Below are 18,432 nucleotides of genomic sequence, written 5' to 3'. Positions count from 1 at the left end.
AGAGAGCCAATTCCCATGTCCCTCATTTCTCCCTGGCGCGCTGACTTTCCTGCTCTCGACGCCCTCGAACGGCAAGGCCAGACCTATCTGGACAGCGCCGCCACCGCACAGAAGCCCCAAGCCCTGATCGACGCGCTGGCCCATTACTACGCCAATGGAGCGGCCAACGTGCACCGTGCGCAGCACCTTCCGGGCGCGATGGCGACTCAGGCATTCGAGGACACCCGCCGCAAGGCTGCCGAATGGCTGAACGTCGGTTCATCCGGGCACATCGTGTTTACCCATGGCGCCACTTCAGCGTTCAACCTGCTGGCGTATGGGCTCGAACATCTGTTTCAGCCGGGCGATGAACTCGTCATCAGTGCGCTGGAACACCACGCCAATCTCTTGCCGTGGCAGCAGTTGGCGAAACGCCGAGACCTGAAACTGATCGTGCTGCCACTGACCGCTCAGGGCTTGATCGACCTCGACGCCGCTGCCTCGTTGATCAATACCCGCACCCGGTTGCTCGCCGTCAGCCAGCTCTCCAATGTGCTGGGAACATGGCAGCCTGTGGCCGAACTGGTCGCACTGGCCAAGGCGCAGGGTGCGCTGACGGTCATCGACGGCGCTCAAGGTGTCGTGCACGGTCGTCACGATGTCCAGGCGCTGAACTGTGACTTTTATGTGTTTTCCAGCCACAAGCTGTATGGCCCGGACGGCGTCGGTGTGCTGTTTGGCCAGCATCAGGCCTTGGCGCAATTGCAGCATTGGCAGTTTGGCGGCGAGATGGTGCTGAAAGCGGGCTATCAGGATGCAACGTTCCGCCCGGCTCCCTTAGGGTTTGAAGCGGGTACGCCACCGATTTCCGGCATCATCGGGTTGGGCGCCACTCTCGATTATTTGAACGATGTCAATCAGGTCGCTGCGGCTGAACACGAAGCCCGTCTGCACGAACTGCTGCGCGCCGGACTGATGTTGCGCGAAGGTGTTCGGCTGGTAGGCGATCCACACGTGGCGTTGGTCAGCTTCGTGGTCGAGGGCGTGCACAACGCCGACCTCGCGCATCTGCTGACCGAGCAAGGCATCGCGGTGCGTGCAGGCCATCATTGTGCGATCCCGCTGATCAGCAGCCTTGGCCTGTCAGGCGCGATTCGCGTGTCGCTGGCGCTGTACAACGACTCCGAGGACTTGGAGCGCTTCTTCAACGCGCTGGATCAGGCGCTGGAGTTGTTGCGATGAACCTGCCCGAAGACGCGCAAACGGCACTGAACACCTTCAACGGCTCATTGAGCTGGGAGCAACGCGCTCGCCTGCTGATGCAATGGGGTGAGCGTCTGCCCCTTCTGGCTGACAACGAGAAAACCGACGAACGCCTGGTCGATGGTTGCGAGAGCAAGGTCTGGCTGCTGGGCGAGGTGATCGACGGTCACTGGCAGTTTCGCGCGGCCAGCGATGCCCGGTTGATTCGCGGGTTGGTGGCGTTGCTGCTCGCACGGGTCAATGGGTTGTCGGCGGTCGAATTGCAGCACGTCGACTTGAACGACTGGTTCAATCACCTGGGCTTGAGCCGCCAGCTCTCCCCTTCGCGCAGCAATGGGCTGAATGCCGTGTTGCAGAAGATGCGGCGGTTGGCGGGCTGAATACGACGCCGCCCCTGTGGGAGCGTTGCGACAAACAGATGCCATGGGCAATCAGGACTGCGCCGCTTCCTTCGCCTTGGCCCGCTCCGATGGGCGACGCATGCCCGCCACGATTTTCTCCACTGCCTTGGTGGCCGCCACCATGCCAAACGTCGCGGTGACCATCATCACTGCGCCGAACCCGCCTGCGCAGTCGAGTTTCACGCCATCGCCCACAAAGCTCTTCTGCAAACAGATGCTCCCGTCCGGTTTCGGGTAGCGCAGTTGCTCGGTGGAGAACACGCACGGCACGCTGTAATGACGGGTCACGGTGCGGGAAAAGCCGTAGTCGCGGCGCAGGGTCGATCGCACTTTCGAGGCGAGCGGGTCGTTGTAGGTGCGGTTGAGGTCGCAGACCTGGATCAATGTCGGGTCAATCTGCCCGCCTGCGCCGCCAGTGGTGATGATCTGGATCTTGCGACGCTTGCACCAGGCAATCAGCGCGGCCTTGGCGTTGACGCTGTCGATGCAGTCCAGCACGCAGTCGATGTCGGGCGTGATGTATTCGGCCATGGTCTCGCGGGTGACGAAGTCGGCCACGGCATGCACCACGCAATCAGGGTTGATCTCACGGATGCGGTCGGCCATGACATCGACTTTGGAACGACCGATGGTGCTGCTCAGGGCATGGAGCTGACGGTTGCTGTTGCTGACGCAGACGTCGTCCAGATCGAACAGCGAAATTTCGCCCACACCACAACGGGCCATGGCTTCCGCCGCCCAGGAACCCACGCCGCCAATGCCGACCACCGCCACATGGGCCGCGCGCAAGCGCTCCAGGCCTTCAATGCCGTAGAGACGGGCGACGCCAGCAAACCGCGGATCTTCTGTGCTCATGACCAATACCCCAAAAAACCGGCGCGCATTATAGGCCGTGCGTGAAATTGGGACAGCTGTTTGGTGGGGGTGTTTGGTCTGAAAAAGGGCAATCGCCCCCTGAGTCCAACGCAATCCCGAGGGTTGAACATCAACCTGTGGGAGCGAATTCACTCGCGAAAGGTTGTGCAGACGATGCATCTCTATCGGCTGCGCTGACGTCTCGCGAATGAATTCGCTTCCACAGGGGGCACCACGGTCACAAGCCGCCCAGCTACAAAGGCTTCGCCTACACATGATGACGACAAGGCCTACATTTTTTTCAGAATAGAACTTCAACCTTCGTCAGCTGCCAAAGCTCTCGCTGGCTGACGTCTCAGCCTCCCCCTGTTCCCCCTTTGGAACCTGAAGTCGCTATGCCATCCCGCAAATTTGGACTCAACCTGGTAGTCGTCGTGGCGATCGCCGCGCTGTTCACGGGTTTCTGGGCACTGATCAACCGCCCTGTGACCACCCCCAACTGGCCCGAACACATCTCCGGATTCTCTTATTCCCCTTTCCGCCTGGGACAAAACCCACAGAAGGGCGTGTACCCGTCCGACGAAGAAATGCGTCAGGACCTGGAGTTGATGAGCAAATGGACTGACAGCATCCGCATCTATTCGGTGGACGGCCCTCAGCAGGACATTCCCAAACTGGCCGAGGAATTTGGCCTGCGCGTGACACTGGGCATCTGGATCAGCCCCGATCTTGAACGCAATGAGCGGGAGATCACCACCGCCATCCAGTTGGCCAACAGTACCCGCAGTGTCGTGCGGGTCGTGGTCGGCAACGAAGCGCTGTATCGCGAGGAGATCAAGCCGAAAGACCTGATGGCGATTCTCGACCGCGTGCGTGCCGCCGTGAAGGTGCCGGTGACCACCTCCGAGCAGTGGCACATCTGGGAGAAATACCCGGAGCTGGCCAAACACGTGGACCTGATCGCTGCGCACATCCTGCCGTACTGGGAATACATCCCGGTGGACAAGGCCGGGCAGTACGTTCTGGATCGCGCCCGGGAACTCAAACACATGTTCCCGAAAAAGCCGCTGCTGCTGTCTGAAGTGGGCTGGCCCAGCAACGGCCATATGCGCGGCGGTGCAGACGCCAATCAGGCGGACCAGGCGATCTACCTGCGCACGCTGGTCAACAAACTGAACCGTCAGGGCTTCAAATATTTCGTCATCGAAGCGTTTGACCAGCCGTGGAAAGCCAGCGACGAAGGCTCGGTCGGTGCTTACTGGGGCGTGTACAACGCTGACCGTCAGCAGAAATTCAACTTCGAAGGCCCCGTCGTCGCGATCCCGCAATGGCGGGTGCTGGCGGTGGGCTCGGCCGTGCTGGCCATGCTGGCACTGGCGCTGCTGTTGATCGACGGCTCGGCCCTGCGCCAGCGCGGTCGCACCTTCCTGACGTTCATCGCTTTCCTGTGCGGTTCGGTGCTGGTGTGGATCGGCTACGACTACAGCCAGCAATACAGCACCTGGTTCAGCCTGCTCGTAGGATTTCTCCTGGCATTGGGTGCATTCGGGGTGTTCATCGTGCTGCTGACCGAGGCCCACGAATTGGCCGAGGCGGTCTGGACCCACAAGCGCCGTCGTGAATTCCTGCCCGTCCATGCGGACAAGGCCTACAGACCGAAAGTCTCGGTGCACGTGCCCTGCTACAACGAGCCGCCGGAAATGGTCAAACAGACGCTGAACGCACTGGCCGCGCTGGACTACCCGGATTTCGAAGTGCTGCTGATCGACAACAACACCAAGGACCCGGCTGTCTGGAAACCGGTCAAAGCCCACTGCGAAATGCTCGGCGAGCGCTTCAAGTTCTTCCACGTCGCGCCGTTGGCGGGCTTCAAGGGCGGCGCGCTGAATTACCTGATTCCTCACACCGCAAAAGACGCTGAAGTCATTGCCGTGATCGACTCGGACTACTGCGTTGACCGCAACTGGCTCAAGCACATGGTCCCGCACTTCGCCGACCCGAAAATCGCCGTGGTGCAGTCGCCTCAGGACTATCGCGACCAATACGAAAGCGCGTTCAAGAAGCTCTGCTACTCGGAATACAAAGGCTTCTTCCACATCGGCATGGTGACCCGCAACGACCGCGACGCGATCATCCAGCACGGCACCATGACCATGACTCGCCGCTCCGTGCTCGAAGAACTGGGCTGGGCCGACTGGTGCATCTGTGAAGACGCCGAACTGGGCCTGCGGGTGTTTGAAAAAGGCTATTCCGCCGCGTACGCCCACCACAGCTACGGGCAAGGCCTGATGCCGGACACGTTCATCGACTTCAAAAAGCAGCGTTTCCGCTGGGCATACGGCGCGATCCAGATCATCAAACGCCACGCCGCCAGCCTGCTGCGCGGCAAGGACACCGAGCTGACCCGTGGCCAGCGCTACCACTTCCTCGCGGGCTGGCTGCCGTGGGTCGCCGACGGCATGAACATCTTCTTCACCGTCGGCGCGTTGCTGTGGTCGGCAGCGATGATCATCGTGCCGAACCGGGTCGATCCGCCGTTGCTGATCTTCGCGATCCCGCCCTTGGCGCTGTTCTTCTTCAAGGTCGGCAAGATCATCTTCCTCTACCGTCGCGCCGTGGGCGTGAACCTCAAGGATGCGCTCTACGCCGCCTTGGCAGGGCTGGCACTGTCGCACACCATCGCCAAAGCGGTGCTCTATGGCTTCTTCACCACCAGCATCCCGTTCTTCCGCACCCCGAAAAACGCCGACAGCCACGGCCTGCTGGTGGCAATTTCCGAGGCCCGTGAAGAGCTGTTCATCATGTTGCTGCTGTGGGGCGCCGCGCTGGGCATCTGCGTGGTGCAGGGCCTGCCGAGCTACGACGTGCGTTTCTGGGTGATGATGCTGCTGGTGCAGTCGTTGCCGTACCTGGCGGCGCTGATCATGGCGTTTCTGTCGTCGCTGCCCAAACCCAAGGCGCAAACGGAACCGGCCACGGCCTGAAACAATTGAGTGCTGTACTAAACGGCGGCCTTCGGGTCGCCGTTTTGCTTTAAGATACCTGCCGTTTTATCGCCCTACCCTCAACTGCGCGGACCTTTCATGACAGCCCCAGCCGATCTCTCGCCCACTCTGCAACTCGCCTGCGACCTGATCCGTCGCCCATCGGTCACGCCGCTCGACGCCGATTGCCAGGCCGTGATGATGAAACGCCTGGGCGCTGCCGGTTTCAGGCTGGAGCCGATGCGCATCGAAGACGTCGATAATTTCTGGGCCACTCACGGCACGCAAGACGGCCCGGTGCTGTGTTTCGCCGGCCACACCGACGTGGTGCCGACCGGCCCTGTGAAGGCGTGGCAGAACGACCCGTTCGACGCGTTGATCGATGAACACGGCATGCTTTGCGGCCGTGGCGCAGCGGACATGAAAGGCAGCCTGGCGTCGATGATCATCGCCACCGAACGTTTCGTCGCCGACCACCCGAACCACAAGGGCAAGGTTGCGTACCTGATCACCAGCGACGAAGAAGGCCCGGCGCACCACGGCACCAAAGCGGTCGTCGAACGTCTGGCGGCGCGCAAGGAGCGTCTGGACTGGTGCATCGTCGGCGAGCCGTCGAGCACGACCCTGGTAGGCGATGTGGTGAAAAATGGCCGTCGCGGCTCCCTCGGCGCCACGCTGACCGTCAAAGGGGTGCAAGGCCACGTGGCCTACCCGCATCTGGCGAAAAACCCGATTCATCTGGCCGCTCCGGCGCTGGCTGAACTGGCCGCCGAGCATTGGGACGAAGGCAATGAATTCTTCCCGCCGACCAGCTTTCAGATCTCCAACCTGAATGCGGGCACCGGCGCGACCAACGTGATTCCCGGCGATCTGACCGCCATCTTCAACTTCCGCTTTTCCACCGAATCCACCGTCGAAGGCCTGCAGAAACGCGTGGCCGACATTCTCGACAAGCACGGGCTGGACTGGCACGTGGAATGGGCGCTGTCGGGCCTGCCGTTCCTCACCGAGCCGGGTGCGTTGCTCGATGCCGTTTCGTCCAGCATCAAGACCGTTACCGGCCGTGACACCAAGGCGTCCACCAGCGGCGGTACGTCGGACGGTCGCTTCATTGCGACCCTCGGCACGCAGGTGGTCGAACTCGGCCCGGTGAACGCCACGATCCACCAGGTCAACGAACGTATTCTGGCCAGCGATCTCGACGTGTTGACCGAGATTTACTACCAGACCCTGGTCAAGTTGCTCGCGTGATGCTGACCTGCCCGATCTGCTCTGCCCCGCTCGATGCAGCGGACAACGGCGTGGTGTGCCCGGTCGGCCACCGCTTCGACCGCGCGCGTCAGGGTTACCTGAACCTGCTGCCGGTGCAGCACAAGAACAGCCGCGACCCTGGCGACAATCAGGCGATGGTCGAAGCGCGCCGGGACTTTCTCAACGCCGGGCATTACGCGCCGGTGGCGAAGCGTCTCGCTGAGCTGGCCGCTGAACGCGCCCCCGCGCACTGGCTCGACATCGGTTGCGGCGAGGGCTATTACACCGCCCAGATCGCCACAGCCCTGCCCCATGCCGATGGTTATGCGCTGGACATCTCTCGCGAAGCGGTCAAACGCGCCTGCAAACGCGACCCGAACCTGACTTGGTTGATCGCCAGCATGGCTCGCGTGCCGTTGCCGGACGCTAGCGTGCAGTTCATCGCCAGCGTGTTCAGCCCGCTCGATTGGGACGAGGCCAAGCGTCTGCTGTCGCCCGGCGGTGGCTTGATGCGTGTAGGACCGACCAACGAACACCTGATGGAATTGCGTCAGCGGCTGTACGACGAAGTCCGCGATTACGCTGATGACAAGCATTTGGCACTGGTGCCCGAAGGCATGGCCCTACAGCACAGTGAGACCTTGCGTTTCAAACTGACGCTGGTGGACGGTCAGGCGCGGGCCAATCTGCTGGCGATGACGCCCCACGGCTGGCGCGCCAGTGCCGAACGGCGGGCTAATGTCATCGATCAGGCCGAGCCGTTCGAGGTGACCGTGTCGATGCGCTACGATTATTTCGTTTTGCAGTGACCGCCTGACCCGACAACAGACACGAAACACCGAATGAATCCGCGAATGGATTTTCCAGAACAACCCAGAGGTATCCATGCGCCAACCCGATATCGAGATTTACCTGAAAGACGCTGACGTCGATCACAAGGCCATCACCACTTGGCTGACCGCCGACATCGGCTCGTGCAGCGAGTGGGTCCAGAAAGGCCAGACCTGGAAATGCACCGCCGGTGACATCCCGGTGACCTGGATTCCCAAGGCTGTAGGCAAGTGGAACAGCCTGTGCCTGGACAGCGATAAAACTCCGTGGGACGACGACATTGCCTGCGCCCGCGCCGCTTTCAAAGCCTTGAACGTCGAAGTGCGCTGCGCACCGGGCACGTGGGTCGAGGAAGAAAGCGACGAAGACGCTGACCGCTGGATTCGCATCAGTGCGGACGGTGAGGAAGAGATTACCTGGCGCACGTCGTAAAACGCCGCAAACCAGGGTCGGATCTGCGCCATGCGTCGTTTTGACGTGCACCTATAACCTGTGGGAGCGAATTCATTCGCGATTGGCCGGTACATCCGCCAGATGCGTACCGGCTTCACCATCGCATCGCGAATGAATTCGCTCCCACAGGGGATTTACCCGCCCCTTCCCGCCGCCGCTTTGCCCATCCCCGCCATATCCGGCAAACTGACCGCTTCGTGGGCCTTGCCCCTCAGCGCAGAATTCGTATGACCCGCTCCCCGTTTCGTCGTCTCGTGTTTGGCACCCTGCGTCGCCTGCTGTATGTGTGGGTGCGTTCGGAGACGATCAATCAGTCGTCTTTCACCCTCAATCTGGACCGCAGCCGACCGGTGTTTTACGCACTGCAAAACCCGTCGATGACCGATCTGGCCGTGCTCGACACCGAGTGCCGCAAGGCCGGTTTGCCGCGCCCGGTGCTGCCGGTGGCGGTCGGCGATCTGACCGAGGCCGCTGCGTTCTTTTACCTCACGCCTGAGCCCGACTGGCTGGGGCGCCAGGACAAACGTGGCGCCCCACCGACGCTGGAGCGATTGGTCGGTGCCGTCACGCAAAACGCCACCGAAGACGCGCAGATCATCCCGGTCAGCGTGTTCTGGGGGCAGTCGCCAGACAAGGAAGACAGCCCGTGGAAATTGCTGTTTGCCGACAGCTGGGCCGTGACCGGTCGCCTGCGCAAGTTCATCACGATCCTGATTCTGGGCCGCAAGACCCGCGTGCAATTCTCCGCGCCGATCCACGTGCGCGACCTCGTCGATGAAAACAAGGGCTACGAGCGCACCGTGCGCATGGCCCAACGTCTGTTGCGGGTGCATTTCCGCAACCTGAAAGCAGCGGTCATCGGCCCCGACATCTCTCACCGACGCAACCTGGTGAAAGGCCTGATCAGCGACCCCATGGTCAAACAGGCGATCCTCGACGAAGCGGCCCGCGAAAAAATTTCGGAAGCCAAGGCCCGGGAAAAAGCCCTGCACTACGGCAACGAAATCGCCTCGGATTACACCTACACCGCCATCCGTTTTCTGGAAGTGGTGCTGAGCTGGTTCTGGAACAAAATCTACGACGGCATCAAAGTCAGCCACATCGAAGGCGTGCAGAACGTCGCGCAGGGCAACGAGATCATTTATGTGCCCTGCCACCGCAGCCACATTGACTACCTGCTGCTGTCCTACCTGCTGTTCCGCAACGGCCTGACGCCCCCGCACATCGCAGCGGGCATCAACCTCAACATGCCGGTCATTGGCGGACTGCTGCGACGGGGCGGGGCGTTTTTCATGCGCCGCACCTTCAAGGGTAATCCGCTGTACACCGCCGTGTTCAACGAATACCTGCACACCCTGTTCACCAAAGGCTTCCCGGTCGAATACTTCGTTGAGGGCGGCCGCTCGCGCACCGGGCGCATGCTGCAACCCAAGACCGGCATGCTCGCGATCACCCTGCGCAGCTACCTGCGCAATTCCCGTACCCCCATCGTCTTCGTGCCGGTCTACATCGGTTACGAGCGCGTGCTGGAAGGCCGCACGTACCTCGGCGAACTGCGCGGGGCCACGAAGAAGAAAGAGTCGATTTTCGACATCTTCAAAGTCATTGGGGCCCTCAAGCAAAAGTTCGGTCAGGTGGCGGTGAACTTCGGCGAGCCGATCAAGCTGGAAGAGTTCCTCAACCACGAACAGCCCGACTGGCGCACCCAGGAACTGGGGCCGGTGTTCAAGCCCGCGTGGCTGAACGCGACGACCCATCGCCTGGGCGAACGGGTTGCGCGTCATCTGAACGAAGCTGCGGCGGTCAATCCGGTCAACCTGGTGGCGCTGGCGCTGCTGTCGACCAACAAGCACGCGCTGGACGACCGCGCGCTGTCCCGTGTGCTCGACCTGTACCTGACCCTGCTGCGCAGCGTGCCGTACTCGCCCCACACCACCTTGCCTGAAGGCGATGGCGCGGCGTTGATCGCGCACGTCAAAGGCATGGACCTGCTGTCGGAGCAAAGCGACAGGCTCGGCAAAATCCTTTATCTGGACGAGCAAAACGCCGTCCTGATGACCTACTACCGCAACAACGTGCTGCACATCTTCGCGCTGCCCGCGCTGCTGGCGAGCTTCTTCCAGAGTTCTTCGCGCATGACCCGCGAGCAAGTGTTGCGCTACACCCGAGCGCTGTATCCGTACCTGCAATCGGAACTGTTCATCCGCTGGTCGCTGGACGATCTGGATGGCGTCATCGATCAGTGGCTGGCCGCGTTCGTCGAGCAAGGGCTGCTGCGCTTCGAGAACGACGTCTATTTGCGTCCGGCCCCTAGCTCGCGAAGTTTTGTGCTGCTGACGTTGCTGTCCCGTGCCATCGCCCAGACGTTGCAACGTTTCTACATGGCCATCGCGCTGTTGCTGAACAACGGGCAGCACACGCTGACGGCCGAAGAGCTGGAAGACCTGTGCACGATCATGGCTCAGCGCCTGTCGATCCTGCATGGCCTGAACGCCCCGGAATTCTTCGACAAGAGCCTGTTCCGCCATTTCATCCAGAGTTTGTTGGACGAGGATGTGCTGCGCAAGGACGACACCGGCAAACTGGGCTATCACGAGCTGTTGGGCGAACTGGCCGAGGGTGCCGCCAAGCGGGTTTTGCCGGCGGAAATTCGATTGTCGATTCGCCAAGTGGCACTGCACCGCGATGAAGAGGTCTTAGACGCAGGCCCGAGTGTCTGAGCCATCGCGCTCAACGTACGGCATCTGCGGGCACGCCCCCTTTGTGACATGGAGATTCACCCGATGAAACACCTGATTCTGGCCCTGGCCACCACCGTCCTGGCCGCTTGCGCCGGTCACGCACCGGACAATTTGAAAGGCACCCTCGATGGCGAGGTGTTCTACCTGCAGCGCATGGCCCTGCCGCCGACCGCTACCCTGAAAGTCACGCTGCAAGACGTTTCATTGGCAGACGCACCGGCCCAGACGCTGGCCAGCGAGAGCGGCCCGATCAAGGGACAGGTTCCTTTGCCCTTCCATCTGACCTACGATCAGCAACAGGTCAAGCCGGGCCACACCTATGCCGTGAGCGCGCGCATCGAGGTCGATGGCAAGCTGCTGCTGATCAGCACCGAACGCTATACGGTGGACCTGACGCTGGAAGAGAAACCGCGGGTCAAGATCCGTGTAAACCCGGCCAGCTAAAGGGCCTTTGCCCGATTTTCTTCACCTCCGAAAAGGACGTTACCCATGCTGCTTCGCTCCCTCTCGTTTACTGGCCTGTTCGCCGGGCTGTTGCTCTCGGCCAATGCCTTCGCGCTGTCGCTGGGTGACCTCTCACAGTCGGACGCCACCGGTGGTCTCAAGGACGCGCTGACCCAAGGTGCGCAGATTGCTGTCAAGCAGTTGGGCGTGCCGGGTGGTTTCAGCAACAACAAGGACGTGCGCATCGAGCTGCCGGGCAAGCTGGGCAAAGTGGCGAGCAAGATGAAGCTGCTGGGCATGGGCAATCAGGTGGATCAGTTGGAAACCAGCATGAACCAGGCCGCCGAAGCTGCTGTACCGCAGGCCCAGGCGATTCTGGTGGATGCCGTGAAGAAAATGAGCGTGTCTGACGCCAAGGGCGTGCTGACCGGCGGCAAGGACTCGGCCACTCAGTACCTGAACAAATCCAGCCGCGATCAGATCCGCGCCAAGTTCCTGCCCATCGTCAAGCAAGCCACGGACAAAGTGGGCCTGGCGCAGCAATACAACAGCTTCGCAGGCAAGGCCGCGAGTTTGGGCGTGGTCGACGCGAAAGACTCGAATATCGAAGGCTACGTGACCGAAAAAGCCCTCGACGGCCTGTTCGAGATGATCGCCAAACAGGAAGAAGGCATCCGCGCCAACCCGGCCGGTGCCGCCACCAGCCTGGCGAAGAAAGTGTTCGGCGCGCTCTAACGGGCGCACTTTCGCGAGCAACAAAAAGCCCCGACGCTGCAAAGTGCCGGGGCTTTTTGATGAGCCGCGTTCAGAGATGCAGCCAAGCCATCACCCCCAGCAAAACACTGACGCCACCCGCGCCGTACGAGACTTTCTGCAGCCACTCCTTGCGGGTCAGCAAGGTGATCGCCGCGAGGGAAATGGCCATCTGAATCGCCATCATTGCCTGCGCCCAGCGGTGGTGAGAATGCAGCACCTGCTCGGATTTCTCGTCCCACGCTTGCGCCTGCGCCTCAAGAGCTTCGGCCTTGATCTTCGCCGCCTCTTTATCGGCCTTGTAACGCTGGACCTCCGCGACGTAATGCGCGCTGTCCAGACCGGGCATGTGGCTCGCCAGGTCCGCGAGGTTTTCACGACTCGACTTGGCCTGGTAGTAATTCCACTGATTCGACGCCTCGGTCTTCTTGATCGCGGCGTTGTTCTTGTCCATCGCCGCTTCGCTTTCAGTGGAACCGGCCTGATAACTCAACAATGCACCGACCGTCGCCATGATCGCCGTCATGACCGCGATCTTCCCGGCAAACCGATCCCCGGTGGTGTGCGCATGCTCGACATGATGTTCATGAGGGCTGGGGACTTCGAAGGATTCGGACATGGACTTCTATCGCCTGACACGACGTTGACTCGGAGGTGCTTGAGCAGCCGGAGGCTGGCGGCGCGAATATAGGTGATATTGGTGAAGTCGAGAAGCGGAAGTGACGTTTCGTTCAGGCTGTAGAAAGGCGACTTATCCGCCGTCGAACCTCTCCCGAAGCGCCGTTCGATTACGCAGCGTAAACACCCATTCGCGCCCTGCTTTGGTTTTTTCGAACGCGCCGAGAATGGCCAGACCATTCAACGCGGTGGACGCGGTGTTGTACGAGCATTGGAGGTTTTCTTTGACGTTGACCGCCGTAAATTCCTTATCGATGCCGTTGAGTGCTACCTGAAGAATGGCCTTCTGCTTATCGCTGAGTTTGTCGAACAACGAGGACTGCTCAAGCCAATGATCGAAACGCAGGGCGTCGGTCAACGTTTGCCTGTAAAGGGTCAAGAACTCACCCAACGCTCGTGTGATCACGGAGCACTGGTAGTCGATAAAATACGTCAGGTCCATCTCATCGGTTTCGGTGTCCAGGTAGGACTTGCCGTATTTGACCGGCGCATTGCGCAGCAGGACGCTGATCGCGATATAGCGAAACGCCGAAAAGTCGTGGCGAAACAGATACCAATAGAACAGGGCCCGCGCGACACGGCCGTTGCCATCGCGAAACGGGTGTTCGTAGCCGATCGCAAAATGCAAGGCAATGGCCTTGATCATCGGGTGCAGATACCCGACCCCATCCCTCTCGTGATGCGCAAGGTTGACCCACTGCGCCAGCCGCTCCAGTCGGGCGGCCAGAGCCCGAGCAGGCGGCGGCACATGAACGGTATTGCCGTCGCCGTCTTGAACCACGACATCATCGTTCAACCGAAACTGGCCGGGCGAATAGCTGGCGTCGTCGATGCCTGATACGCCCACTTCGTGGAGGCGGGTGATCAGCGCAAGACTCAACGGCTCGCTGCGCTGTTCCCAGGCAAACTGCATCAGCTTGAAATTGCCGATGATCATCCGCTCATCCGGCGTACGGGGCTGACGGTTGCGCTTAAGCATGTCCTTGGCGACCGCCGTCGTGGTTGCGGCGCCTTCAAGCTGGCTGCTGCTGATGGCCTCGTCTTCGATCAGGTCGTTGAGCAGGTAGTGGAAATGCGCGTTCTCACCGATGTGACTGGTCATGTGCTCAAGCGCTGCCAGGGTCGCATGGCGGTCAACGAGGGAGATCGCCTTTTGTGCGACAGGCGTCAGCACATAACCGGCGCTGCCGCGCAGCCCGTCTTGCGCAAGGATGGGCATTTGTTGGGAAAGACGAGCTGACTTGACCATGCTCCAACAGATGCGCGGATCGAGCCCGGCTCGCCAGCGGTGCCGCAGTTGATCGAAATGAAGGTAGCGACCCTGATCGTCCAGAGGTGTATGCAGCGCCAGATATTCTGCCGGGTTTTGCCAAAAGCGATTTTCGGCCGTCTGGGCGAACAACTGCTCATGAGAAACCAGGGGAGGCGGAGACTTGAGCATTGATGTCTCAATCCATTCAATTGCTGAGACAGCAGTACAGCAGCAAAGCAATCATGTCTCAACCGTTTGAAAAATTGAGACATGATTGAACGACCTCTAAACGGCCTCCCCCTTCTTCACCCTGAACCACGCCGCATACAGGGCTGGCAAGAACAGCAATGTCAGCGCGGTCGCGACGATCAGCCCGCCCATGATCGCCACCGCCATCGGGCCGAAAAACACGCTACGGGACAGGGGGATCATGGCCAGAACGGCAGCCAGTGCCGTCAGGACGATCGGGCGGAAGCGGCGGACGGTGGCTTCGATGATGGCTTGCCAACGGTCGAGCCCGGCGGCGATGTCCTGTTCGATCTGGTCCACAAGGATGACCGAGTTGCGCATGATCATTCCGGACAGCGCGATGGTGCCGAGCATGGCGACGAAGCCGAAGGGCTGGCGGAAGATCAGCAGGAACAGCGTCACACCGATCAGGCCCAGCGGCGCTGTCAGAAACACCATGAACATGCGTGAGAAACTGCGCAGCTGGATCATCAGCAAGGTCAGCACCACCACGATGAACAGCGGCACACCGGCGTTCACCGAATTCTGCCCGCGAGCGGAGTCTTCGACGGTGCCGCCAACGTCCAGCAGGTAGCCATCCGGCAACTGGGCGCGCACGTCATCCAGCGTCGGCAGGATCTGATTGACCAGTGTGGCGGGCTGTTCCTTGCCATAGATGTCGGCGCGGATGGTCACGTTCGGCAGCCGGTTGCGGTGCCAAATCACCCCTTCTTCGAAGCCGTATTCCAGCGTAGCGACTTGCGACAAGGCGATGCTGCTGCCGTTGGCGGTGGGCACCGAGAGACTCGCCAGACCGCCCAGGTCGTGGCGTTCCTGTTCGGTGCCACGCAGCAGGATTTCGATCAGTTTGTCGTCCTCGCGGTACTGACTCACGCTGGAGCCGGTCAGCTGGCTTTGCAGGAAGCTCGACAGGTCGGCCGTGGTCACGCCCAACGCTCTTGCGCGGTCCTGATCGACGTTGAGGTACACGACCTTGCTCGGCTCTTCCCAGTCCAGGTGCACATTGACCACGTGAGGGTTCTCACGCACCTTCGCCGCGACTTTGCGTGCCAAGGCGCGCACTTCATCGATGTGCTCGCCGGTCACGCGGAACTGCACGGGATAGCCCACGGGCGGCCCGTTTTCCAGGCGCGTGACCCGAGGGCGCAGCATCGGGAACTGCTCGTCCAGCGTCCGAATCAGCCAGGTGCGCAGCGCTTCGCGGTCTTCGATGGTTTTGGCCAGCACGACGAACTGCGCGAAGCTGGCGGCAGGCAGTTGCTGGTCCAGCGGCAGGTAGAAACGGGGCGAGCCGGTGCCGACATAGGCCACGTAATTCTCGACCCCGGCGTGGGACTTGAGCATCTCCTCCAGACGCTTGACCTGCTCAGTGGTGTTACTCAGCGACGCCCCTTCGGCCAGTTTCAGATCGACCATCAGTTCCAGCCGTCCGGAGGCCGGGAAAAACTGCTGCGGCACGAAACGGAAGCTGAAAATCGACAGCACGAACAGGGCGATGGTCAGCACGATGACGGTCTTGCGCCGCCGCACGCACCACCCCACCAGACCGCGCACGCGCGTGTAGAACGGCGTGCCATAGGGGTCCGGTGCGTCGGGGCCGGAGCCGTGTTTGGTCGCGTGAATTTTCGCCAGATCGGGCAACAGACGTTCGCCCAGGTACGGCACGAACACCACCGCCGCGACCCACGACGCCAGCAGCGCGATGGTCACCACCTGAAAGATCGAACGGGTGTATTCACCAGTGCTCGACTGCGCCGTGGCAATGGGCAGGAAACCCGCGGCGGTGATCAGCGTACCGGTGAGCATCGGGAACGCGGTGCTGGTCCAGGCGAAACTCGCGGCCTTGAGCCGGTCGTAACCCTGCTCCATTTTGATCGCCATCATTTCCACGGCGATGATTGCGTCGTCCACCAGCAAGCCCAGCGCCAGCACCAGCGCGCCGAGGGAAATCTTGTGCAGGCCGATGCCGAGGTAATACATCGTGGCGAAGGTCATCGCCAGCACCACCGGGATCGCCAGCGCCACCACCATGCCGGTGCGCACGCCGAGGGAGAAGAAGCTCACCAGCAACACGATGCCCAAGGCTTCGGCGAGGACCTGCACGAATTCGCCAACGCTGGTTTTCACAGCAGCGGGCTGATCGGACACCTTGCTCAACGCCATGCCCGCCGGGAGGTTGTTCTGCAACCGGGCGAACTCGGTTTCCAGCGCACGCCCCAAGACGAGGATGTCACCGCCGTCTTTCATGGCCACTGCGAGGCCAATTGCGTTCTGCCCCATGAAGCGCATTTCGGGGGCAGGCGGATCATTGAAGCCACGGCGCACGTCGGCCAGATCGTTGATGCGGAACGTGCGATCACCGACGCGAATCGGGAAGTTGCGGATTTCATCGACAGTCTGGAAACGCCCGGTCACGCGCAACTGAATGCGCTCGCTCGGCGTCTCGAAAAAGCTCGCGGCCACGACTGCGTTCTGGGCTTCCAGCGCCTGTTGCACGGCTTGCAGCGGCAGACCGAGGGTGGCGAGTTTGACGTTGGACAGCTCGATCCAGATCTTCTCGTCCTGCAGCCCGATCAGCTCGACCTTGCCCACATCCTTGACCCGTTGCAGCTGGATCTGGATGCGGTCGGCGTAGTCCTTGAGCACGGCGTAGTCGAACCCTTCCCCGGTCAGCGCGTAAATGTTGCCAAAGGTGGTGCCGAATTCATCGTTGAAGAACGGGCCTTGGGTGCCCGGAGGCAGCGTCGCACGGATGTCGCCGATCTTTTTGCGGATCTGATACCACAGCTCCGGAAGCTTGGCCGAGACGAGGGAATCCCGCGCCATGAACGTGACTTGGGACTCGCCGGGCCGCGAGAACGAGACGATGCGCTCGTAGTCGCCGGTTTCCATCAGTTTCTTTTCGATGCGGTCGGTGACCTGCCGCGCCACTTCCTCAGCACTGGCGCCGGGCCACAGCGTGCGAATGACCATGGCCTTGAAGGTGAACGGAGGGTCTTCGCTTTGTCCCAGTTTGGTGTAGGACAACGCGCCGACGACAGCCAGAAGAATCATGAGGTACAGGACCATCTGCCGATTGCGCAGGGCCCATTCGGAAAGGTTGAAACGCATCCGTGCTTACTCCTTCGCCGCCAGTTTCACCGCACGGTTGCTGCGATCGACCGGGCGAACCTGTTCGCCGTCGTGCAGCACATGAACGCCCGCCGCCACCACCCAGTCGCTGGCTTCGAGGCCGCCGAGTACCGGCACCGACTCCTGACCGTAGGCGCCGACTTGCACAGGTGTTCGCTTGAGGGTGTTGTCGCTTTGCAGACGCCAGACGTAGGTTTGCCCCTGCTCGGCAGTCAGCGCTGACAACGGCACGGACAGCGGCACGTTGTGTTCGGACGCAATGAACACGCGGGCGCTTTGCCCCAGTTCAGCCGGGACCTTGCCGCCGGCGAAGGCGATGCGCGCCGCGAAGGTACGGGATTTCGGATCAGCCGCCGGCGACAGCTCGCGAATACGGCCGGGGAAACGCTGCTCCCGTTGGGTCCACAGCTCGACCGATACCGGGTCGCCAATCTTGAAACGGCCGTAGTTCTGCTCCGGCAGGCTGATCGAGACTTCCCGCTCGCCATCGGCGGCGAGGGTGAAGACGGTTTGCCCGGCAGCCACCACCTGACCGACTTCCACCCGTCGTTTGGCGACGACGCCGTCCTGAGACGCACGAAGCACGGCATAGCTGGTCTGATTGTCGGCAACCGTGAGTTCGGCCTTGAGTTGTCTGAGGCGGGCATCACCGGCGCGGTACAGGTTTTCGGCGTTGTCGAATTGGGACTTGCTGACCATCTGCCGGTCCATCAATGTCTTGTAACGGTCACGTTCCGAGCGGACCATCTGCAAGTTCGCCTCGGCGGCAGCGACCTGCGCCCGCGTGGCATCCAGTTGCAGGCGCACGTCCTGGGCATCGAGTTCGGCCAGCGGCTGATTGGCTTTGACGCGCTCGCCCTCTTCCACGAGCCGCTTGCTGACTTTGCCGGGGATACGGAAGGCCAGATCGGGCTCGAAACGGGCGCGGACTTCACCGGGATAGCTGTCCATGGATTGGGACGACGGCTGCGGTTGCACTACCATGGCGGGACGCACGGTGGCGGGAACGGAGACTTCCTGACCGCAGCCCGCGAGGAGCGACACCAGACTGATGGGCACAGCAAGGAACAAGGCATCGCGAAACATGGTGTGGCACCTTGGCAAGAGGGAGCTTTGAATAATTGTACTGGCGAGTATATTAAGAATTACCGAACTGAACAGTCCAC

The 18,432-nt window shown here is 61.3% G+C and carries 14 protein-coding genes; 9 read left to right on the top strand and 5 right to left on the bottom strand.

The genetic code is table 11. The features are described from left to right. Nucleotides 1-15 precede the first annotated feature (15 nt). The gene (locus ACWKWE_RS16200) at nt 16-1,221 is read left to right on the top strand and encodes an aminotransferase class V-fold PLP-dependent enzyme (protein ID WP_483851101.1); all 1,206 of its coding nucleotides are present in this window, start codon (nt 16-18) and stop codon (nt 1,219-1,221) included. Beyond that, the gene (locus ACWKWE_RS16195) at nt 1,218-1,622 is read left to right on the top strand and encodes a SufE family protein (RefSeq protein ID WP_166593551.1); all 405 of its coding nucleotides are present in this window, start codon (nt 1,218-1,220) and stop codon (nt 1,620-1,622) included. Before ACWKWE_RS16200 ends, ACWKWE_RS16195 begins: the two co-directional genes overlap by 4 nt. Nucleotides 1,623-1,673: 51 nt before the next feature. Here ACWKWE_RS16195 and tcdA read toward each other — a convergent pair whose 3' ends face one another. Then, on the bottom strand, nt 1,674-2,498 hold the full coding sequence (gene tcdA, locus ACWKWE_RS16190; protein ID WP_166593552.1) for a tRNA cyclic N6-threonylcarbamoyladenosine(37) synthase TcdA: 825 nt from the start codon (nt 2,496-2,498) through the stop codon (nt 1,674-1,676). A 395-nt stretch (nt 2,499-2,893) separates the two neighbouring features. Between tcdA and ACWKWE_RS16185 the strand changes: the two genes are divergently transcribed. From ACWKWE_RS16185 to ACWKWE_RS16155, 7 genes are all read left to right on the top strand, one after another. Then, on the top strand, nt 2,894-5,482 hold the full coding sequence (locus ACWKWE_RS16185) for a glycosyltransferase (protein ID WP_483851100.1): 2,589 nt from the start codon (nt 2,894-2,896) through the stop codon (nt 5,480-5,482). 99 nt (nt 5,483-5,581) lie between these two features. After that, nucleotides 5,582-6,733, top strand: a complete 1,152-nt coding sequence (gene dapE / locus ACWKWE_RS16180) for a succinyl-diaminopimelate desuccinylase (protein ID WP_166593554.1) — start codon at nt 5,582-5,584, stop codon at nt 6,731-6,733. Further along, entirely contained in the window at nt 6,733-7,542 is an 810-nt protein-coding gene (locus tag ACWKWE_RS16175) for a putative RNA methyltransferase (RefSeq protein WP_166593805.1), read from the top strand. Before dapE ends, ACWKWE_RS16175 begins: the two co-directional genes overlap by 1 nt. Nucleotides 7,543-7,618: 76 nt before the next feature. Continuing rightward, nucleotides 7,619-7,996, top strand: a complete 378-nt coding sequence (locus ACWKWE_RS16170; RefSeq protein WP_483851099.1) for a hypothetical protein — start codon at nt 7,619-7,621, stop codon at nt 7,994-7,996. Between the two features lie 248 nt (nt 7,997-8,244). Further along, nucleotides 8,245-10,737, top strand: coding sequence for a glycerol-3-phosphate 1-O-acyltransferase PlsB (gene plsB, locus ACWKWE_RS16165; protein ID WP_483851098.1), 2,493 nt, complete (start codon nt 8,245-8,247; stop codon nt 10,735-10,737). Between the two features lie 63 nt (nt 10,738-10,800). Continuing rightward, complete coding sequence (locus ACWKWE_RS16160) at nt 10,801-11,202, top strand: YbaY family lipoprotein (RefSeq protein ID WP_166593557.1); 402 nt, start codon at nt 10,801-10,803, stop codon at nt 11,200-11,202. Nucleotides 11,203-11,247: 45 nt separating this feature from the next. Then, on the top strand, nt 11,248-11,937 hold the full coding sequence (locus tag ACWKWE_RS16155; protein ID WP_166593558.1) for a DUF4197 domain-containing protein: 690 nt from the start codon (nt 11,248-11,250) through the stop codon (nt 11,935-11,937). 70 nt (nt 11,938-12,007) lie between these two features. Here ACWKWE_RS16155 and ACWKWE_RS16150 read toward each other — a convergent pair whose 3' ends face one another. The 4 genes from ACWKWE_RS16150 to ACWKWE_RS16135 form a co-directional block, all read right to left on the bottom strand. Next, nucleotides 12,008-12,574, bottom strand: a complete 567-nt coding sequence (locus tag ACWKWE_RS16150) for a DUF4337 domain-containing protein (protein WP_166593559.1) — start codon at nt 12,572-12,574, stop codon at nt 12,008-12,010. 132 nt (nt 12,575-12,706) lie between these two features. After that, entirely contained in the window at nt 12,707-14,074 is a 1,368-nt protein-coding gene (locus ACWKWE_RS16145; protein ID WP_483851097.1) for a Fic family protein, read from the bottom strand. A 96-nt stretch (nt 14,075-14,170) separates the two neighbouring features. Further along, nucleotides 14,171-17,245, bottom strand: a complete 3,075-nt coding sequence (locus ACWKWE_RS16140; protein WP_483851096.1) for an efflux RND transporter permease subunit — start codon at nt 17,243-17,245, stop codon at nt 14,171-14,173. Nucleotides 17,246-17,251: 6 nt separating this feature from the next. After that, a complete protein-coding gene (locus ACWKWE_RS16135; RefSeq protein WP_166593562.1) occupies nt 17,252-18,352 on the bottom strand; it encodes an efflux RND transporter periplasmic adaptor subunit in 1,101 nt (366 codons plus the stop codon). Nucleotides 18,353-18,432: the final 80 nt, after the last annotated feature.

It is taken from the genome of Pseudomonas salicis (assembly GCF_057128705.1).
This window is presented reverse-complemented; position numbering and strand designations above follow the sequence as displayed.